Source organism: Faecalibacterium prausnitzii (assembly GCF_049532945.1).
Classification (GTDB): domain Bacteria; phylum Bacillota; class Clostridia; order Oscillospirales; family Ruminococcaceae; genus Faecalibacterium; species Faecalibacterium prausnitzii_N.
Genome location: NZ_CP186691.1, coordinates 162,433 through 177,404 on the forward strand (window position 1 = coordinate 162,433; position 14,972 = coordinate 177,404).

14 protein-coding genes are annotated in these 14,972 nt (G+C 54.8%); 4 read left to right on the forward strand and 10 right to left on the reverse strand.

From position 1 onward, the window contains the following. Together glgB and ACNQFG_RS00745 are read right to left on the reverse strand one after the other, a co-directional pair. The gene (gene glgB, locus ACNQFG_RS00740; RefSeq protein ID WP_423405647.1) at positions 1–2,268 is read right to left on the reverse strand and encodes a 1,4-alpha-glucan branching protein GlgB; all 2,268 of its coding nucleotides are present in this window, start codon (positions 2,266–2,268) and stop codon (positions 1–3) included. Between the two features lie 290 nt (positions 2,269–2,558). Further along, on the reverse strand, positions 2,559–3,587 hold the full coding sequence (locus tag ACNQFG_RS00745) for a ubiquitin-like domain-containing protein (RefSeq protein ID WP_423405648.1): 1,029 nt from the start codon (positions 3,585–3,587) through the stop codon (positions 2,559–2,561). A 668-nt stretch (positions 3,588–4,255) separates the two neighbouring features. Between ACNQFG_RS00745 and ACNQFG_RS00750 the strand changes: the two genes are divergently transcribed. Next, on the forward strand, positions 4,256–4,885 hold the full coding sequence (locus ACNQFG_RS00750) for a GH25 family lysozyme (RefSeq protein ID WP_423405649.1): 630 nt from the start codon (positions 4,256–4,258) through the stop codon (positions 4,883–4,885). 36 nt (positions 4,886–4,921) lie between these two features. Beyond that, the gene (locus ACNQFG_RS00755) at positions 4,922–5,167 is read left to right on the forward strand and encodes a phage holin (protein ID WP_423405650.1); all 246 of its coding nucleotides are present in this window, start codon (positions 4,922–4,924) and stop codon (positions 5,165–5,167) included. Between the two features lie 176 nt (positions 5,168–5,343). Here ACNQFG_RS00755 and ACNQFG_RS00760 read toward each other — a convergent pair whose 3' ends face one another. Genes ACNQFG_RS00760 through ACNQFG_RS00770 form a run of 3 tightly spaced genes read right to left on the reverse strand, consistent with a single transcriptional unit; the run spans position 5,344 to position 7,353 of the window. Beyond that, a complete protein-coding gene (locus ACNQFG_RS00760) occupies positions 5,344–6,303 on the reverse strand; it encodes a TlpA disulfide reductase family protein (RefSeq protein WP_423405651.1) in 960 nt (319 codons plus the stop codon). Beyond that, a complete protein-coding gene (locus ACNQFG_RS00765) occupies positions 6,300–7,175 on the reverse strand; it encodes a 4Fe-4S binding protein (RefSeq protein WP_423406529.1) in 876 nt (291 codons plus the stop codon). Before ACNQFG_RS00765 ends, ACNQFG_RS00760 begins: the two co-directional genes overlap by 4 nt. A gap of 25 nt (positions 7,176–7,200) precedes the next feature. After that, positions 7,201–7,353, reverse strand: coding sequence for a CD1871A family CXXC motif-containing protein (locus ACNQFG_RS00770; protein WP_423406530.1), 153 nt, complete (start codon positions 7,351–7,353; stop codon positions 7,201–7,203). A 140-nt stretch (positions 7,354–7,493) separates the two neighbouring features. Here ACNQFG_RS00770 and ACNQFG_RS00775 point away from each other — a divergent pair, with 140 nt between their 5' ends. After that, entirely contained in the window at positions 7,494–8,171 is a 678-nt protein-coding gene (locus ACNQFG_RS00775; protein WP_423405652.1) for a response regulator transcription factor, read from the forward strand. Next, positions 8,168–9,319, forward strand: a complete 1,152-nt coding sequence (locus tag ACNQFG_RS00780) for a sensor histidine kinase (protein ID WP_423405653.1) — start codon at positions 8,168–8,170, stop codon at positions 9,317–9,319. The genes ACNQFG_RS00775 and ACNQFG_RS00780 overlap by 4 nt, the downstream gene beginning before the upstream one ends. 82 nt (positions 9,320–9,401) lie before the next feature. Here the strand turns inward: ACNQFG_RS00780 and ACNQFG_RS00785 are convergent, their stop codons facing one another. The 5 genes from ACNQFG_RS00785 to ACNQFG_RS00805 all read right to left on the reverse strand — a co-directional run bounded on the left by ACNQFG_RS00785 (position 9,402) and on the right by ACNQFG_RS00805 (position 14,928). After that, positions 9,402–11,039: a recombinase family protein gene (locus ACNQFG_RS00785; RefSeq protein ID WP_423405654.1), complete on the reverse strand. Its 1,638-nt coding sequence runs from the start codon at positions 11,037–11,039 to the stop codon at positions 9,402–9,404. Between the two features lie 81 nt (positions 11,040–11,120). Further along, positions 11,121–11,303: a hypothetical protein gene (locus tag ACNQFG_RS00790; protein WP_005924684.1), complete on the reverse strand. Its 183-nt coding sequence runs from the start codon at positions 11,301–11,303 to the stop codon at positions 11,121–11,123. Between the two features lie 223 nt (positions 11,304–11,526). Continuing rightward, the gene (locus ACNQFG_RS00795; protein WP_242699957.1) at positions 11,527–11,991 is read right to left on the reverse strand and encodes a replication initiator protein A; all 465 of its coding nucleotides are present in this window, start codon (positions 11,989–11,991) and stop codon (positions 11,527–11,529) included. 769 nt (positions 11,992–12,760) lie between these two features. Beyond that, a complete protein-coding gene (mobQ, locus tag ACNQFG_RS00800; RefSeq protein ID WP_423406531.1) occupies positions 12,761–14,341 on the reverse strand; it encodes a MobQ family relaxase in 1,581 nt (526 codons plus the stop codon). A gap of 269 nt (positions 14,342–14,610) precedes the next feature. After that, positions 14,611–14,928, reverse strand: a complete 318-nt coding sequence (locus ACNQFG_RS00805) for a DUF3847 domain-containing protein (protein ID WP_423405655.1) — start codon at positions 14,926–14,928, stop codon at positions 14,611–14,613. Positions 14,929–14,972 lie beyond the last annotated feature (44 nt).

Sequence of the window (14,972 nt, forward strand, 5' to 3'; positions counted from 1 at the left end):
TCACTCTTTGGGCTCTGCTGCCTTTTTGGCGCGGGGCTTGCGGGTGGGCTTTGCCGGTGCAGCGTCTGCCGCAGGGGCAGCTTCTGCTTTGGTCTTGCGGGTGCGCTTGGGCTTTTCCGCAGGCGCAGCCTTCTCGGCCGGTTCGGCCTTTGCGGAGGTCTTTCTGGGTTTTGCGGCCTTGGCCGGTTTCTCTGCCTTGGCGGGCTTTTCCTCCGCGGCCTTCTCCGTCTTCGCCTTGGGGGTGCGGGTGGTCTTTTTGGGGGCCTTCTCCGCTTTTTCCGCCTTTTTGGTCTTGGCAGCAGTCTTCTTGGGTGCTGCCTTTTCGTCGGCCTTGGCCGGGTCTGCCGCCTTGCGGGTGCGCTTGGTGGGCACTTCAAAATACAGGGTGCTCATGGGCGGCAGGGTGATGGTGATGCTCTGCTCAAAGCCGTGCATCGGCTTTTTGTGGGTGCGCACGGCCTTGTTGTGGACTGCGCCGGAACCGCCGAACTCTGCATCGTCGCTGTTCAGGATCTCCTTGTAGGAGCCTGCCACCGGTGCGCCCAGCGTGTAGCCCTCGCGCAGGACGGGGTTGAAGTTGCACACCACAAGGATCTGCTTGCCGGAGGTGTCCTTGCGCAGGAAGGCGATGACGCTCTGCTGCGAGTCATCCGGCACGATCCACTGGAAGCCCTCCCAGCTGTAATCCACCTGCCAGAAGGCGGGATGCTCCTTGTAGAAGGCGTTCAGGGTCTTGACGTAGGTCTGCAGCTCGGTGTGCTTATCGTAGCCCAGCAGCATCCAGTCCAGCGGCTTTGTCTCGTTCCACTCGGCGAACTGGCCAAACTCCTGACCCATGAACAGCAGCTTCTTGCCCGGGTGGGCCATCATGTAGCCAAAGAAGGTGCGCAGGTTTGCAAACTTGGCGTCGTACTCGCCGGGCATCTTGTTGATCAGGCTGCCCTTGCCGTGCACCACCTCATCGTGGCTGATGGGCAGCACAAAGTTCTCGCTGAAGGCGTAGAAGAAGCTGAAGGTGACCTTGTTGTGGTTGCCGGAACGGAAGAGCGGGTCAGTCTTCATGTAGCTGAGCATATCGTTCATCCAGCCCATGTTCCACTTGAAGTTGAAACCAAGGCCGCCGTCCGATGCAGGCTTTGTGACCATGGGCCATGCAGTGGACTCTTCCGCGATCATGTACTTGTGGGGGTGACGGCCCAGCACGGTGTCGTTCAGCTTGCGCAGGAAAGCAACAGCCTCCAGATTTTCCTTGCCGCCGTCCTTGTTCGGCTCCCACTCGCCCTGCTTGCGGTTATAGTCCAGATACAGCATGGATGCCACCGCGTCCACGCGCAGACCGTCGATATGGTACTGCTCCAGCCAATACAGTGCGCTGGAGATCAGGAAGCTCTGCACCTCGCTGCGGCCGAAGTCGAACACCATGGTGCCCCACTCCTTATGTTCGCCGCGCTTCGGATTCGGGTCCTCGTAGCAGGCTTCGCCATCAAAGTTGTACAGGCCGAACTGATCCTTCGGGAAGTGAGCAGGCACCCAGTCCATGATCACACCGATGCCGGCGGCATGGAGCTTATCCACAAAAGCCATCAGGTCCTTGGGGGTGCCGTAGCGGCTGGTGGGTGCAAAATAGCCGGTGACCTGATAGCCCCAGCTGCCGTCAAACGGATATTCCATGACCGGCAGCAGTTCCACATGGGTATAGCCCATCTCTGTGATATACGGGATCAGCTCGTCTGCCAGCTCGGAATAATTGTAGGGGATATTCTCGCCCTTGGTCTTCCAGCTGCCGGCGTGCATCTCGTAAATATTCATCGGGCTGTTGATCACATCAGCCTTTTTCTGTGCTGCCTGCCATGCATCATCGTGCCACGCAAAACCACTGATATCGTAGACCTTGCTGCCGTTGGACGGGCGGGTCTCGGCGTGGAACGCATAGGGATCGGCCTTATAGACCAGATCACCTGCGCGGGTGGTCACGCAGTATTTATAAACATCATATTCCTTCATGCCCGGGATGAACAATTCCCATACGGAATCGCCATCCACCTTGCGCATCGGGTGGCTGCCCGGCTTCCAGCTGTTAAAGTCGCCCACCACGCTGATGGCTACAGCATGGGGTGCCCACACGCGGAACACCACACCTGCTTCACCGGCACGCGTTTCCATGTGTGCGCCAAAGTAGCGGTATGCTTCACAGTTATTGCCCTGTTTGAACAAATACACCGGCAGGTCCGATGGATCCGTATGGATTTTTTCTTCCGTCGGTTTCATAGACTGCTCCTCCCCGTACAGGCCGCAGAGGGGCCTATACCTTTTTACTCTCTTATATTAAAGAATTTTGGCACATTTTTCAAGGCTTTTTCCGGAAAATGTACCATAATCTTTTCGAGGATATTTTAGTGATATAGACAACCTAGCCAAATTTATGCGAAAATTATAGGTAAACCTGACGGAATATAAAACAAAAAAGAACATCTGCGCCCATTCTCTGTGCAAAATGCAACAAAGAGCGGGGCAGACGTTCTGTTCATTCCGTGTGCGGGGAGGGGGATTCCAAAGACTCAGTTCACAACGTAAACATTGACCTGGATCGCCCCATTGATGACCGACTCGGCGTAGGTCTCGTAGAACAGGTCCACAAGGATCTGGCCCTTCTGCACGGCAATGCCGGTATCGGTAGCCACCGCATAGCCGTACACGAACTTGCCGTCGGTGGAGGTGATATACAGCTTGGTGCCGTAGGGGATCACATCCGGGTCCACAGCCACAGTGCCGTAGCCCAGACCCAGACCGGAAGAACCCTTGCCGGTCTTGGAATAGTAGCCGGTGGCCTTTCCGGTGAGCACCTTGCTGTAAGAGGCGGGTGCATTGGTGGTGCCGTCCGGGCCGGTCAGCGGGGAGACCGGCGCGCCTGCGCCATAGGTCTTTACGATGTGGTTGGTCGGCTCCACAGTGGTGGTGGAATCCACCACGATGCTGTTTTCCAGCTCGCCGTCCACATAGCGGTCGCGGGTGGTGATGGTCTGCTGGCCTTCCGCACCATGGCGCACCGTGGTGGCGCGGCCGGTGTTGCGGAAATACAGGCTGGTGTAGACGTACTCGGTATCGTAGGGGATGGCCTGCGTCTCGACCTTATCCTGATAATCGACGCGGTGGACCACGATGCTGCTGCCTGCTGTGACCAGCTGGTCCAGAGCAGGCTCGGTGTAGTCCTCTTCATCCAGGGTAATGCCGGCGCGTTCCAGCGCATCGGCAACGGTGCCAAAGGCCATCTTCACCGGATACTCCTGGTCGTCGGCCTGGATGGTCACGGTGAATGCGCGCTCAATGTTCAGGGCGGCAAGATTGCCGCTGTAGGCCGTGTAATAGACCTGATCGCCCTCTTCGGACTGGATGCCGGAAAGGCTCATCACGCGGGCGGGATCGCTGTCAGCGTCAGTGCTGACCACCAGCTGCCGGGCACCATTGGAGTCTGTGACGTAGGTCAGCCGCAGATTCGCAGCGGTCACGGCCAGTGTGAACAACAGGCTCACGGCCATGACGCAGAACGCCAGCACACGGGGGGCGGCGGCACGGGTGCGGCCGCTCAATGCTTTTTGAAATTTTACGGAAGCGATACGAGACAACTCCTCTCTTTTTACAGTTTGGAATACGATGCGGGCCTTCCAATACCCGCCGTGGCACGGAGTTTCTTCACTCCGTATTCGGGAACCGCAGTGCGGCTTTTCACTTCAATGTGATGAATTTTATACGCTGCAACGTCCGTTGAGCGGAAGCTATTTTAGCAGACCAAAGCCGATTTGTCAAATTTGACATTTCCAGTTTGCCAGATTCTTAACATAGTTTTTTGTGAATTTTGTACACAGTTTTCCCGTATGCGTGAAATTTTCGAGCGATTCTTCCCGATTTTTTTGCAAAATCCGGGCATGATTTGTTCACAATTTTTTAACATTCAAGTGCTGTTTCAAAGCCGGAAATCGACCGAATTTCCCTTGATTTTTGTCATCACAAACCATTCACAGACGCCATTTTCCGCCCGAAAATGCACCCAGAATTACTCCCCAAAAGGCCCTGTTCTGCCCCTGCTTTTCTGCCCCGGAAACACCCCTTGGCAAAATGCCGAACGGCAAAGATCCGCAAGAAAAAAGACCACACTTCCGCATTTCGTATCCCGGCTGTACAATCGGGACAACAGCAGAAAGGAGGTCTGTTCCATGACACAAACATCGTATCCGGCCCACCGCCCGGAGGTCATCCGATGACCCCGCTGCGGGTGCTGGATGTCTCACGATGGCAGGGCTGCATAGACTGGGACGCGGTGCAGCGTTCCGGTGCCATCGACGGCGTGATGCTGCGGGTGCTGGGCAGCCGAAACGGCCAGCCCTACCCCGACCCGCAGTTCGAGCGCTGTCATGCTGCCTGCACGGCGCGCGGCATCCCGGTGGGCGGCTACTATTACACCTGCGCCGTCACCTCCCGGCAGACCGAAGCGGAGCTCAACGCCCTGCGGGCCGCGCTGCGCGGGAAAACGTTCCAGCTGCCCCTTGCCATTGATGTGGAGGACGCCCGGCTGCGTTCCCTCTCCCCTGCCGCGCTCGCGCAGCGGGTGGCCCAGGCCGCCGCCCAGCTCGAAGCCTGGAATCTCTACGCCATGGTCTACACCTACACGAATTTTGCGGACACTGCCCTTGCAATGGATGCACTCACCGCCTACGACCTCTGGCTCGCCGATTACCGCGGCAAGCGCCCCACCCGCCCCCACGGGATGTGGCAGTACACCAGCACAGGCCATGTGGCGGGCATCGACGGCCCTGTCGATCTGAGCCGCGCCTACAAGGACTACCCCGCCCTCTGCCGCCGCGCAGGGCTTGGCCGCTTCTCCGGCTGAACCCCGCACATCACACCCGGAACGAAAGGAGTTTTTATGAAGCACAAGATCTCGCCCTCGACCATTGCCCGCACCGCCGCGCTGGCGCTGGCCCTGACCAACCAGATCCTCAGCGCCACCGGCCACGCGGTGCTGCCCATCGAGTCGGCCCAGCTGGAGCAGCTGGTCTCCACCGGCCTGACCGTGGCCGCCGCCCTCGTCAGCTGGTGGAAGAACAACTCGTTCACCCCGGAGGCCATCGAAGCCGATGACTACTTCTACAAACTGAAGAACGGCCAGTAAACAGATGAGGGCCCGGTGCGCAATGCACCGGGCCCTCCGTGCTGTCCGGGGCCGCGATGCAGCCGCGCACCCCCGTTCAGCGAAAAACAGCTATAACAAAAACAACCCTGCCGAAGCAGGGTTGCAAACGTACATTTTGGGTGTATCCCTCCTTTCTGAGAAGATAAATTCGTTTGTCAGCCCATATCGGCGGCAAGAGCCTGGTCGATGAGCTTTTGCAGCGTCTCCGCCTGCTTCTTTTCCGTGATGGCGCCTACGATGGGGTCACCCACGATATTGCCGTTGCGGTCAACCACATAGGTGGTGGGGTAGGCAAAAATGTTTGTAGTGAACTTTCCCGCCTCGCCGTCGGAAGCGAAATACACATTCTGGTAGGTCACGCCCTTCTTGGCCAGTACATCTTTTGCTTCGGAAATTGCCGCTTCATCGCCATCCAATGTGAAGGTGTTGACGCCGATGAGTGCGCCGCCCTTCTTCGCAAGCTCCTTGTTCAGTGCGTCCAGCTCGGAAAGCTCGCCCACGCAGGGCTTGCAGCCGTTGAACCAGAAATTCACCACGGTGACGGCGTTGGCGGAGAACAGCTCGTCGCTCTTCACCGGATTCCCATCCAAGTCTTTGCCCTCAAATGCGGGGAACTTCTGCATACTGCCGTCGTCGGGCGGATTGGTCATGTCGCTGCCTGCGGGCACACTCATATCGCCGTCGATGGATTCCTGCATGATCTCGGGGTACTTGTTTTCCAGCTCGGTCAGCTTGTTCTCGATATTGCTGATCTCCGTGGCCGACTCCTTCAGCATCTCATACTCTTCGTCGGTGAACTGGTCTTTGGCACCCTCGATGGTATCCAGCAGGAACTCGCCGTAATTTTTTCCGTCCTCCTGCAAGGTCATGCCCTTATCAGCCGCCATGAAAACCTTTTCCCAGAGCGCAGTGTTCTGCGAGAGAATCGTGTTCTCCTGTTCCATCAGCTTTTTGTGCAGGGCAAGCGCCTCCTCGGCGGTTTTCGGCTCGCCGGTCATGGCAGAATCATTGCTGCTCATATCCGCTTTTTTTTCGTTGTCCTTTGTGCCGCACGCCGCCAAAGACAGCACCAGCAGGACCGCCAGCAGCAGCGCAGTAAACTTTTGAAACTTCATTTTGATTCCTCCGTATTTATTTTTGTTGTAGTTTCTTTCCCATCGCCGAAGCCGTAGCGGAAGCTGACGGCGTTCGTCGGACAGGCACGGATGCACATCCCGCAGCGGATACACTCGGTATGGTTGGGTGCCTTCGTCACATCCACATCCATCTTACAGGCTCTGGCGCATTTCCCGCAGGAGACGCACTTGTTTTTATCCACCTTCATCTGGAAGAGGGACACCCGGTTGAACAGGGCGTAGAACGCGCCCAGCGGGCACAGCCACTTGCAGAAGGGGCGGTAGAACACCACGCTGCCCACGATGACCGCCAGCAGGATGCAGGCCTTCCATGTGAACAGCTTGCCCAGCGCAGCGCGGATGCCCGCATTGGTCAGGGAGAGGGGAATGGCACCCTCCAGCACGCCCTGCGGGCAGAGATACTTGCAGAAGAAGGGGTCGCCCATGCCTACATCGTTCACCAGGAACGCCGGCAACAGGAAAACCATCACCAGCAGTACAGCGTACTTGAGGTATGTCAGGGGCTTGAGTTTCTTGGTGGAGAGTTTCTTTGTCGGGATCTTATGCAGCAGCTCCTGAAACCACCCGAATGGGCAGAGGAAACCGCAGATGAACCGCCCCAGCAGCACACCCAGCAGAATGAGAAAGCCTGTGATATAATAGGAAAAGCGGAACTTGGAAGAGCCCACCACCGCCTGGAATGCTCCCACCGGACAGGCACCGGCCGCGCCCGGGCAGGAATAGCAGTTCAGCCCCGGCACGCAGACGGTTTTCCCAGCGCCCTGATACAGTCCTCCCTTGAGGAAGTTCGGCAGGTGCAGGTTGGTCAGCAGCGTCGCACCCGCCTGAATCCAGCCCCGGAAGCGGGACATGGTCTGCGAAACGCCTGAAAACTTTTTACCCAATCCCCACACACTCCAGACATAATTTGATTGCTTTGCTCAGCACCGTCGCCGCCTCGCCCCGCCAGACGCCGAAGCACAGCATGGCGACTCCGGCCATCAGCAGCGCGATCTGCGCCGCAGCCTTTTCCCGCAGCTCATTTTTCATCATCCTTTCCGATTTTCTGCCCCCATTATAGCGCGGGAGAGTTAAAGTCTCTGTTAAGAACGAAAACTTAACGCAAACCTTATCTATTTTTGCTATAATAAAAACAACACAAAAACGGAGAAATAAAAAGGAGAGTTCTCATGCACCTTTTAGTAATTGAAGACGAACGCGCCCTGTGTGAGACCATCGTCCGCAGCCTGCGGCGGCTGGCCTACAGCGTGGACTACTGCTACGACGGGGAGAAGGCTCTGGAGTTGCTGGGCGTGGAGTGCTACGATCTGGTACTTCTTGATCTGAATCTGCCGAAAAAGGACGGCATGACGGTGCTGCGCACCCTGCGGCAGACCGACCGTGAGACGAGGGTACTGATCCTCTCCGCCCGCGGCGAGGTGGAGGACAAGGTGGAGGGGCTGGATGCGGGCGCCAACGACTATCTGGCAAAGCCTTTTCATCTTGCCGAGCTGGAGGCCCGCATCCGCAGCCTTACATTGCGGCAGTTCACCCAGCAGGATGTGCTGCTAAGCTGCGGAGCTTTAACCTTTGACACCCGCTCCCGCACCGCCACTGTCAATGGGCAGCTGCTGACGCTCACCCGCAAGGAAACGGGGATACTCGAATACCTAATGGTGCATCAGGGGCGGCCTGTGAGTCAGGAGGAGCTGATGGATCACGTTTGGGACAACAGCGTGGACAGCTTCAGCAATTCCATTCGCGTCCACATCTCCGCCCTGCGCAAAAAGCTCCGCGCCGTGCTGGGCTATGACCCCATCCGCAACCGCATCGGCGAGGGCTATCTGATGGGAGGCGAGGAATCATGAAGCGTCTTTCCCTGCAGTGGCGCATCACGCTGATGTCCGTCCTGCTCATCGGCATCACCTGCGTGGCCATGAATCTGCTGCTGTGCTCCTCCGGTGTGTACTATATGGACACCATTGCGGACAGCTTACAGGGTGACGGCACGGTGTTCCTGAATGAGGGAGGCACGGCAAGCTTTGACCCGCAGCTCATAGCGCCCAACGAGGAGTTGACCATCGTCGTCGATGGGGTGCAGGGGCGCTTCCGCACCACCAACTGGTACATCACGGCGGCGGTAACGCTGCTCAGCGGCATCCTCGCCTATTTCGTCAGCGGACGCGCTCTCAAGCCCCTGCGCAGCTTTACCTCGCAGGTGGAGCAGGTGCGGCTGAACAATCTTGCCGATATGAGGATCGATGAAGATGCTATTTCGGAGTTCCGGCAGCTGAGCCGCTCATTCAACCAGATGCTGGAGCGGCTGAACAACGCCTTTTCCGCCCAGCGGCAGTTCACCGGCAATGCCGCCCACGAGCTGCGCACCCCGCTGGCGCTGATGCAGGCGCAGCTGGAGCTGTTTTCCGCGGAGCATCCCGATGTGCGGCCGGAGACGGCGGAATTCCTCACGCTTTTGCGCGAGCAGACGGAGCGGCTGACACAGATGACCAAGACGCTGCTGGAGATGAGCAATTTGCAGCAGGTGGCGCGGAACGAGCAGCTCCAGCTCGCCCCCATGGTCGAGGAGATCTTTACGGATCTTGCGTCGCTGGCGGAGAAGCGAAGCATCACGCTGGAAGCGGAGGGCGACGCCGCCCTGACCGGCAGCGACGCGCTGATCTACCGCATGCTCTTCAACCTGACGGAGAACGCTGTCAAATACAACCGCCTCGGCGGCTCGGTGCGGGTCGAGCTTGCACAGGGGCAGGAAAAGTGCATCATTCGCGTTTCCGACACTGGCTGCGGCATCCCGGAGGTGTATCAGCGCAGTATCTTCCAGCCCTTCTTCCGGGTGGACAAGTCTCGCAGCCGGGAATACGGTGGCGCAGGACTGGGACTCTCACTGGTATGGGAGATCGCCGACCTCCACGGCGGCTCCGTTTGGGTAGAGAAAAGTTCGGAGAAGGGCACTACCATTGCGGTGGGGTTGCCAACGCAACAATCAACGAAGCCCTAAAACCCTTTTATTCGTTTTTCGCCGCTTCGCTTGCCGCCCTGCATCTGTAGGATAGTTCTCGGAGGTGACTTTTCTGACTTTGTTACTCGATGGCATCCAATGGGCCGATAAAGCGGTAGAAAATCTGGATTTTCTGGACGTATTCGCCATCGACCTTTTCCGCTTTGGATACCAGAATCTTGTCAATCAGCTGATGCAGAATCTTATAGTTCAGTTCGGTGATACCAGCGTACTTGCTGACTTCATCAATAAAATCCTGAATCTTGTCCAGCTGATCGTGTTCAGCACGGCCTTCCCGCTCGTACTGCTCAATCTTGTCGGTCAGTTCAGCCTGTTCTTTGTCGTAGCGATCCGCAAGCATTTGAAAACGTTTCTCCGGGAGAAGTCCCTTTGATACGTCCTCATAAAGTTTTGCATACAGGTCTTCGATTTCTGCGATTCGTGCTTTACACTGCTTCAAATCCCGTTTGTGCTGCGCCCGGTCAGAGGACACCCGGAGGTGCATCTGATTTGCAATCTTCTTCACAAGGGCTTCCCGATTGCTCACAGCGGCCTTTGCGTGTGCCTGAATGTCCGCAAAGACAGCTTCATGCAGAACACGGGCTTCCAAATTATGCGAGTCACAGGCTTTCGCACCATATTTCCGATAAGTGCTGCAACAATAAAAGGTCTGATCCAGAACACTGTTACGTTTGCGCCTGTGCTCGACCTTGACTAACATCGTTCTGCCGCAGTCTGCACAGCGGACGATGCCTTTGAAGATATTGTCGTAGTCGGTCTTATCGCACATAAAACTACTGGAACGGCTGTAAAGGATTCGCTGCACGTTCTCCCAACGGTCTTGTGGGATGATTGCTTCATGTGTATTCGGAACGATAGCGCGTTCTTCAAACGGAATATAACGCCGCTTTTTGGATTTCATGGACACGGTGGGCTTGGCTTCGTAGATGATGTGTCCGGCGTAGACTGGGCTGTGCAGAACCTGACTGATATAGGCACTGTCCCAATCATACATCTTTTCATCATCAATAAAGCGGCCAAACATCTCCTTCTTGTAGTAACACGGCTTCAAGACTTTTTCATCGTGGAGCCGCTTGGCGATGCGGTGAAGCCCCAGCCCTTCCTCTGCCATTGAATAGATATACTCAACAACGGGGGCGGTGTTCGGGTCGATCACAAGGTGATTGTGGTCGGCAGGGTCTTTCTGGTAGCCAAACGGTGCGCCGCTGGAGATATACTTTCCACTTTTCTTGCGTGTCCGAAGGGCACTCTTGATTTTTCGGGAAGTGTCTTTGGCGTACATTTCATTGATGATGTTTCGGAACGGGGCAATATCCATCTGAGATTGCTCGTTGGAATCATAACCATCGTTGATTGCAATATAGCGGACACCGTGCTCAGGAAAGAAGATTTCCATATACGTTCCGGTTTCGATGTGGTTGCGTCCAAGTCGGGACTGGTCTTTGGTAATGACTGTTGCCACCTTTCCTTCCCGGATATCATCCAGAAGTTCCTGAAAGGCAGGGCGGTCAGAGTTCGTACCGCTGTAACCATCATCGACATAGTACTGGCAATTCCCGAAACCGTTGCGTGTGGCATACTCCATAAGCATCGCCTTTTGAGTGCGGATGCTCAGGCTTTCGCTGTTTGAACCGTCATCTTTTGACAGCCGGCAGTATAAAGCAGTTACTTTTTTGTCCTTTTCCATGTGTACCTCCATAATGGAAAAGAGACCTCATCAATCACATTGTAGCGGATGCTGCGTGATGATGCAAGCCCTTTTCCGCAGTAAAACGTCCAATTAACCAGCGGCGAGATACGATTCGGCAGTTTTACGAATTTCTTCTTCCGCAAGCCGCTGAAAAAGCGTATTCATCGGCACATTGCCGATATAATGGCGTTCCACGATCAGGCGCACAGACTTCGGACTTCTCGGCGCACGTTTGCGTGTAGTGGGCTTCTTCTCAGATTTTTCTTTGTTCAAGGGCAGACCTCCTCATTCATGTGGTGCAAATACGGAAAGGAATGGATGGATTCTATTCGTTTTTCTCTTTTTGTTTTATTACGTTGGTTAGGTGAAAGTTTTCTTTGATACAGTCTTAAAGGCTGCTATACTGCATAGGAAAAATCTCTTTTGCAGATGCCATTAAGAATCTGCATCGCAGAATCGTGATTTTGGCGGTTCTTGAATCGTGAAAAACGCAGAACTATTCAACATTTGGAATTTTTACAAAGATGTGATTGGGCGAAGAAAACCGCGTTCGTCTGCGCTCAATCAATCCCGCAGCGTCCAATTCCTTAAGCGCACTGGAAACACTGACCGTGCTGCGCCCTAGCTGCTCAGCCAAAGAGCAAATCGTAAAAATGACAAACACGAAACCTCGTTCATCTGTCCAGAGATTTTTCTGCGAGAGCGTGGCACGGTCGAGCAGCAGCGCATAAGTCATTTTTGCAGTCTGGCTCAGGTCAAGTTCCAAAAGAAAGCGTGGGTATGGGAGAAACGGCGGCAGCGGAGTTTGCGTGGTAAGATATTCTGAAATGTTGATCACCTCCAGCTGAAGCAGAAATCGGAAACAAAGCGTATGTAACGAGAATTGGTGGGTTCCAATTCTCCAGTCGCAGAAAAGCACGAAACAAGTGCTCAACTGCGTTAATAAGTTAAGGTCTCCCATATTGGTCCTCGACTTCCCTAGGAGTGGGGAATCGTCCGGCGGCGGACTTGCACCGCACCATTGGCGTTTCAGCCACCCCGTCTTCGTTATGACCGGGCTGCGAGTTACAGAAGTACCTTTTGTGAAGTACCGGACGATTGAACTATTCTGTTTTCAAAGAACGGAGTTTTATAGAAAATCTTCGGAATTTAAGGCTTCCGAAAAATTGTCCCTCTACTTACGAGCCATCGAAAACGGCCCAAAAGTAGCCCGAAAAAGAAATTTGTTGAAAAGTTTTTGGAAAATATAGTTGAAGTGGCTGCTTGATTAAAATAACATTGATCCATGGGCGACCGACGGAGGACGAAACTTTGCAGCAGCGGCAGTGCCTGAAGTTGAAAGTGGTCTTGAAAAAGATGCCCTACACTTGGTAGGCATCGAGAACGCCTGTTTCGTAGCATTGGTGAGAAACTTGTAATTGAATTGTAATTCTTGAGACCGAATCTCCGCTTTTGAAAAAATCCTCTCAATAGGTAGGCAACGAAAACAGCCCAAAGACAACCATCTTTTTGAGAATTAACAAAAAGGTCACAAATGACTGGCCTTCAAAGAAACACTTCTACTATTAACAGAAAAAGTGGCCTAAAATGGGGGGTGTTGGAGAAAATTTCCGCCTTAAAAATACGCCTCTACTCACTAGCCAACGAGAATAGTCAAAAGCTAACAAAAACATACGAATTATGTATTTCTGCCACTGATTGCAACGGCGTATCGGTGACAGAAAGATCGTTTAGAGCGATTCTTCGCGGTTTGGGGTGGTGGAAATCGTTTTGTAGTTGGACTTTTTCTGCTGAAGCTGCTCCAGCTGTTTCAGCACCGATTCCTTCTCCGGCATCTTGCCGCCCGGCGCGGAAAGCTGCTGCTTATTCAGCACCATGTCGATATACTTGCGGATATTTTTCAGTGCAGAGATATCCGGCTGCAAGGTTTCCAGTTGGGTGCGCAGCTCTGCGCTGCCGGATTGCAGCGCAGAAAATTCGGCATCCAATGCCGAAAAATCTACCGCTGTGCTGCCGTTCAGTTTCATCAGAGTGCGGACAGCTTTATTAAAGGTGTCCAGCTCCTCTTTGTGCTGGGCGGCATAAGCGTCCTTGGTCAACTTGAAGTTCTTCTTGATAAAGGTGTCGTGGATGGGCTTCAGCTTGGCATGGGCGGCGGCAGCATCCTTGATCTGGGCGATTGCCCGCATACGGTTTTCGTTCTGCTTCAACTGCCTGCGGAGAGGGGCGGCGGTCTGGTTCAGGTTAGAAATTGCGGTATCCAGATTCTCAATGGTGTTCAGAGAATGGGCTTTCAAATAGTCCACCGCCTGTTTGACTTCCTCAAAGTCTCGGACAGTGCATTTCAGTTTTGCCTTGCCAGACCAATCGCTGCGCTGCTCATTGCGGAGATTGAAGTAGTCCACCAGCAGGTCGGACAGTGTGGGCTCCTTCGCCTTTTCCAGAGCGTCCAGAAGAAGCTGCTTCTTTTCGTTCAGGTCTGCGATCCAGTGTTGCAGACCACGAATTGCACTGCGGATGGACTGCATCAGGCTGTTGGCGGCTCGAATGTCCCGGTTGAGATTTCCGAGAAATGTTTCGATTCCCCGTTTTTCCATCTGGTGTGCAGCAGGGCCGAGATGAACGGTCGGTATCTGCTGGATGCCGCCCTGCCGCTCAAAGGAGCGCAGGTCAACACGTTCCGGTCTGCCAGCAGCCTCCAGATAGCGGTTTGTGATGGTCTCCCAACTGTGCCGCCAGACCTCGGCATACTTCTGGTCGTTCCAGTCCACCGTGTTTTCCTTGTGGCACTTCCAGTTGCCAGAGGGGAGCTGGATGCGCTCACCGTTTTCGTCAAGGTCGTATACCTTTCGGGCTTTCGGGAGCCAATTGCCATGTTCGTCCATTGCCCGGAGCGTCAGCAGAATGTGAGCGTGTGGGTTGCCATCTCCTTTGTCGTGGATGGCAAAGTCAGCAATCATACCCTTGGAAACAAACTGCTCCTGACAGAATTCCTTTATCATGGAGAGATACTGTTCTTTCGGCACCTCCACCGGAAACGCCAGCACGATGCGCCGGGCAAGCTGGGAGTTCCACTGGTTCTCCACGGCTTCCACGGCGTTCCAAAGTGTTGCCCGGTCTGCATATCCGGGTGGCGCATGGGACGGCAGCATGATCTCGGCATGGACAAGTTCTTTCTTCTTGTTGTAGAATTTCGTTTTCTGATCGTACTCGCTGAACAGCCGTTCGCCGCTCTGATAAGCGGCCCCGGCAACAGCGGACTGCCCTTGGCTGCGCTTGACGATGGTGATTTTGAAATGCGGACACGGAATAGGCATCACCCCCAAACAAAAAGACCGCCCAGCAAGATTGCTCTTGATGAACGGTCTGGAATCGTATTCGGTTTTGCTCGCCGCCTTGGAGCGGAGTGCTGTGCGCTTCGGTCTCAGGCGGGAGCCGCAAAAGGATAGCTGCAAAGCAGCGCAAGGAAAATGCAGTTTTCCTTGGGATGGAATCGGGCTGGCGCACAAACGCCAGCTTCGATTTCATCGAGCCGTCTGCAAGACCGCAATTTCACCGGAACGGTGTATAATTGCGCCCTTTATTCTAAAGGGTTTTGGACGTTGCTGCGTTCGTGAACGTCATGCACCATCTTTGCAAGCGCCAGCACGACTTCCGGTTGGCGGAATGAGATCTTCAGCAGCTCCATCACCTGATCGTTGGTGAGTTCTTCCGGCGCGATCAGAAAACTTTCCAGCATCCCGGCACGGGTACACAGTCGATGCACACGGGCTTTGCGGGTCAGCTCCGGTATCTGATGCTCCAGAATTTTCTCGCGGTACTTGTAGTAGCGCAGCTGCTGCTCGGCTTTGGCTTTTTCGCTGCGGAGATAGGCAAGGTCGGTTTTCGGTTGGGTCATGGCATCACGCTCCTTTACTGATAAAAAGCCAAACAATCGGTATT